This window comes from Methanobrevibacter sp. (genome assembly GCF_045577275.1).
Lineage (GTDB): Archaea > Methanobacteriota > Methanobacteria > Methanobacteriales > Methanobacteriaceae > Methanobrevibacter.
In genome coordinates, this window is sequence record NZ_JAZNIB010000312.1 from 1 (window position 1) to 2,437 (window position 2,437).

Below are 2,437 nucleotides of genomic sequence, written 5' to 3' on the forward strand. Positions count from 1 at the left end.
ACACGTCTTCCAGATACCAAAATCCTTGGAATCATGACAAGGAATCCGCCCATCATCAAGAATGCCATTACGATTTGTGTAGCGTATTGGATGAATGCTATGATTGTTCCGGTTAATATCTTGCCTTGTATTGCATCATATGCTCCAAAGTATAGGATGAGAACTATCATTAGGTTCAGTAGTAAGGTCATTGCAGGCAGTAAGACCAAAAGGATTCTGAAGACCTTTAAGTTCACTGATCTGAAGTCTTCATTTGTTTCTCTAAATCTTTCCTCTTCGTATTCCTGTCTTACGAATGCCTTGATGACAGGTATTCCCAACAATATTTCCCTTGATATTTGGTTGATCTTATCGGTCAGTTCCTGCATTACCTTGAAGTAAGGGACGGTTCTGATGAATATGATGATAAAAGGTATGATTGCAGCGGCAAATGTCACTCCAATAATCCATAAAAGGTTGGTTCCAAGTTCCATTGCCTTGAGTATGCTTCCTATACCTAATATCGGTGAAAAGAGTATTGTTGTAAAGAACAGACCTAAAAAGATTTGTATTTGATATACATCGTTTGTATTACGTGTAATGAGTGATGCTCTTGATATCTTGTTCAATTCAAAGTTTGAAAACTTCAATATCTTATCATAGCTTATCTTTCTTAAATCTCTTCCATAAGCTGCTGATACTTTACTTGAGAAGTATGAGAGCCCTATTGTAGCTAAAACCCCAACTAAGACCATAGCCATCATCATTGTTCCTACACTTATTATGTAGTCAAAATCTGTGTTCTGTATTCCTATGTCTACAATGTCTGCAGTGTATTTAGGCAGAGTCAGGTTACAGTAAACATCAATTAGTAGGAATGCAACAATGAGAATAAGTGGGATTATGCTCTTTTTTAAAGGGCTAAGAAGCTTTCCTATAGTTTTTAGTGTTTTTTTAAAATCCATAATCTTATTCCTATAATTTTTTTAAAGGTACCTTTAAATTATTTTCTATAGGTACCTTTTAATTTTATATTATATAAATATTTTTAATTGTTTTCCATTAATTTTCATATGCTCTTTCTTTTCTTTTAATACTAAGTTGAAACTAATATTCTAGTGTTCATATGGTTACTCTTTTTTAATTTACAATATTAAATTTGAATCATTTTATTTGGTTTATTTGATTATTGAATTAATGATTGGTGTTTAATATGGATTTTAAAAAAGAAAAGTACATAAAAATTATACTATACATTATATCACGTTGCACACATAAGGAAAACCTTGGAAAAACGGTAATTTCGGTTTTGATTTATTTCATTGACTTCAATTATTATGAATTATACGGCGAATCATTGACTAATGAAGTTTATTTAAAATCAAGGATTGGGATAGTCCCAAAGCATTTCAATGACACTATGAATCAGCTGATAAGATCTAATAATTTGTATTATAGGCAGGAGGTCTACTATTATTACCTAATCAAAAGATATTACTTAAGACAAATTCCATTGTTTAATTTTACTAAAGAGGAACAGATGATTATCGACGGTGTCATTTATGAGTTAAGCGATTTCAGCGCTACTGATCTGTTGATTTATCAGAGGGGGGATATGCCTTATAAATTGTCTAATCTTGACTGTGAATTGGATTATAATCATGTGTTCTATAGGGATGAGCTTTATTCTATTCGCAAGTATTGATTAATGGATTATTATATCTCATTGTCTCTTGTATTATTTCCTCTTAAACAAATATAGAAAACTTTAAATGTAACTATAATCATTATAATTATTAAACAAATATTTGATTTTATAGGGGGAATTTTATGTATGGTTTATGTCCTGCTTGCGGAAGTGAATTAGACGACGAAGGAAACTGTTGGGTATGTGGATATATGGCTCATTTTGGAAGTCCTGATGATTATGACTATGATGATTTTAATGATGAATACTTGCCTTGAAAAGGCTCATTTATTTAGGTGATTATTATGCTTATTTGTCCGATTTGCGGTTATCCATTGGATAGTGACGGTCGTTGCTGGAACTGTGGATATTGGATGAGGACTCATCCATTGGATCCTTTTGAACCAGGTTCACTCTATAATGGTGGAGACGGTGATGACTAACTCAAACTTTTAAAAAAAAGTTTGATTAAAATATTTTATTTATCTTTTCATTTCTCTATTTTTTCATTTTTAACTTTTTTTTTTTAAATTGTGATATAGTGTTACTGTCTTTTTTAATAAATAGTTATGTATAGTAAACTCTTTTTTTCATTTATAAATGGTTATATATGTTTAATTTTTAATTTAGAGGATAATTATCAGTTATTTATTAAAAATATTTATATTAAACCTTTTATATAGTTAATATTATGAAAGATTATACAAAAAAATTAAAAAGTTATGGAAAAATTGTAAACTAAATTACAGAAAAAATGTAAATTAAATTATG

At 29.7% G+C, this 2,437-nt stretch carries 4 protein-coding genes; 3 read left to right on the forward strand and 1 reads right to left on the reverse strand.

Annotated features, from left to right (window positions below; genetic code table 11):
• A partial coding sequence (locus ACKI67_RS08915; protein WP_407463183.1) for an ABC transporter permease occupies positions 1-944 on the reverse strand: 944 nt, incomplete at its 3' end.
• A 248-nt stretch (positions 945-1,192) separates the two neighbouring features.
• Between ACKI67_RS08915 and ACKI67_RS08920 the strand changes: the two genes are divergently transcribed.
• From ACKI67_RS08920 to ACKI67_RS08930, 3 genes are all read left to right on the forward strand, one after another.
• Complete coding sequence (locus tag ACKI67_RS08920) at positions 1,193-1,684, forward strand: type II toxin-antitoxin system antitoxin SocA domain-containing protein (RefSeq protein WP_407463184.1); 492 nt, start codon at positions 1,193-1,195, stop codon at positions 1,682-1,684.
• A 125-nt stretch (positions 1,685-1,809) separates the two neighbouring features.
• Positions 1,810-1,944: a hypothetical protein gene (locus tag ACKI67_RS08925; RefSeq protein ID WP_292788714.1), complete on the forward strand. Its 135-nt coding sequence runs from the start codon at positions 1,810-1,812 to the stop codon at positions 1,942-1,944.
• A 27-nt stretch (positions 1,945-1,971) separates the two neighbouring features.
• Complete coding sequence (locus tag ACKI67_RS08930) at positions 1,972-2,109, forward strand: hypothetical protein (RefSeq protein WP_407463185.1); 138 nt, start codon at positions 1,972-1,974, stop codon at positions 2,107-2,109.
• Positions 2,110-2,437: the final 328 nt, after the last annotated feature.

What these genes read in the sequence shown, in the direction of transcription:
- ACKI67_RS08920 (WP_407463184.1), top strand. Translation starts at nt 1,193, where the DNA reads ATGGATTTTAAAAAAGAAAAGTACATAAAAATTATACTATACATTATA.
- ACKI67_RS08925 (WP_292788714.1), top strand. Translation starts at nt 1,810, where the DNA reads ATGTATGGTTTATGTCCTGCTTGCGGAAGTGAATTAGACGACGAAGGA.
- ACKI67_RS08930 (WP_407463185.1), top strand. Translation starts at nt 1,972, where the DNA reads ATGCTTATTTGTCCGATTTGCGGTTATCCATTGGATAGTGACGGTCGT.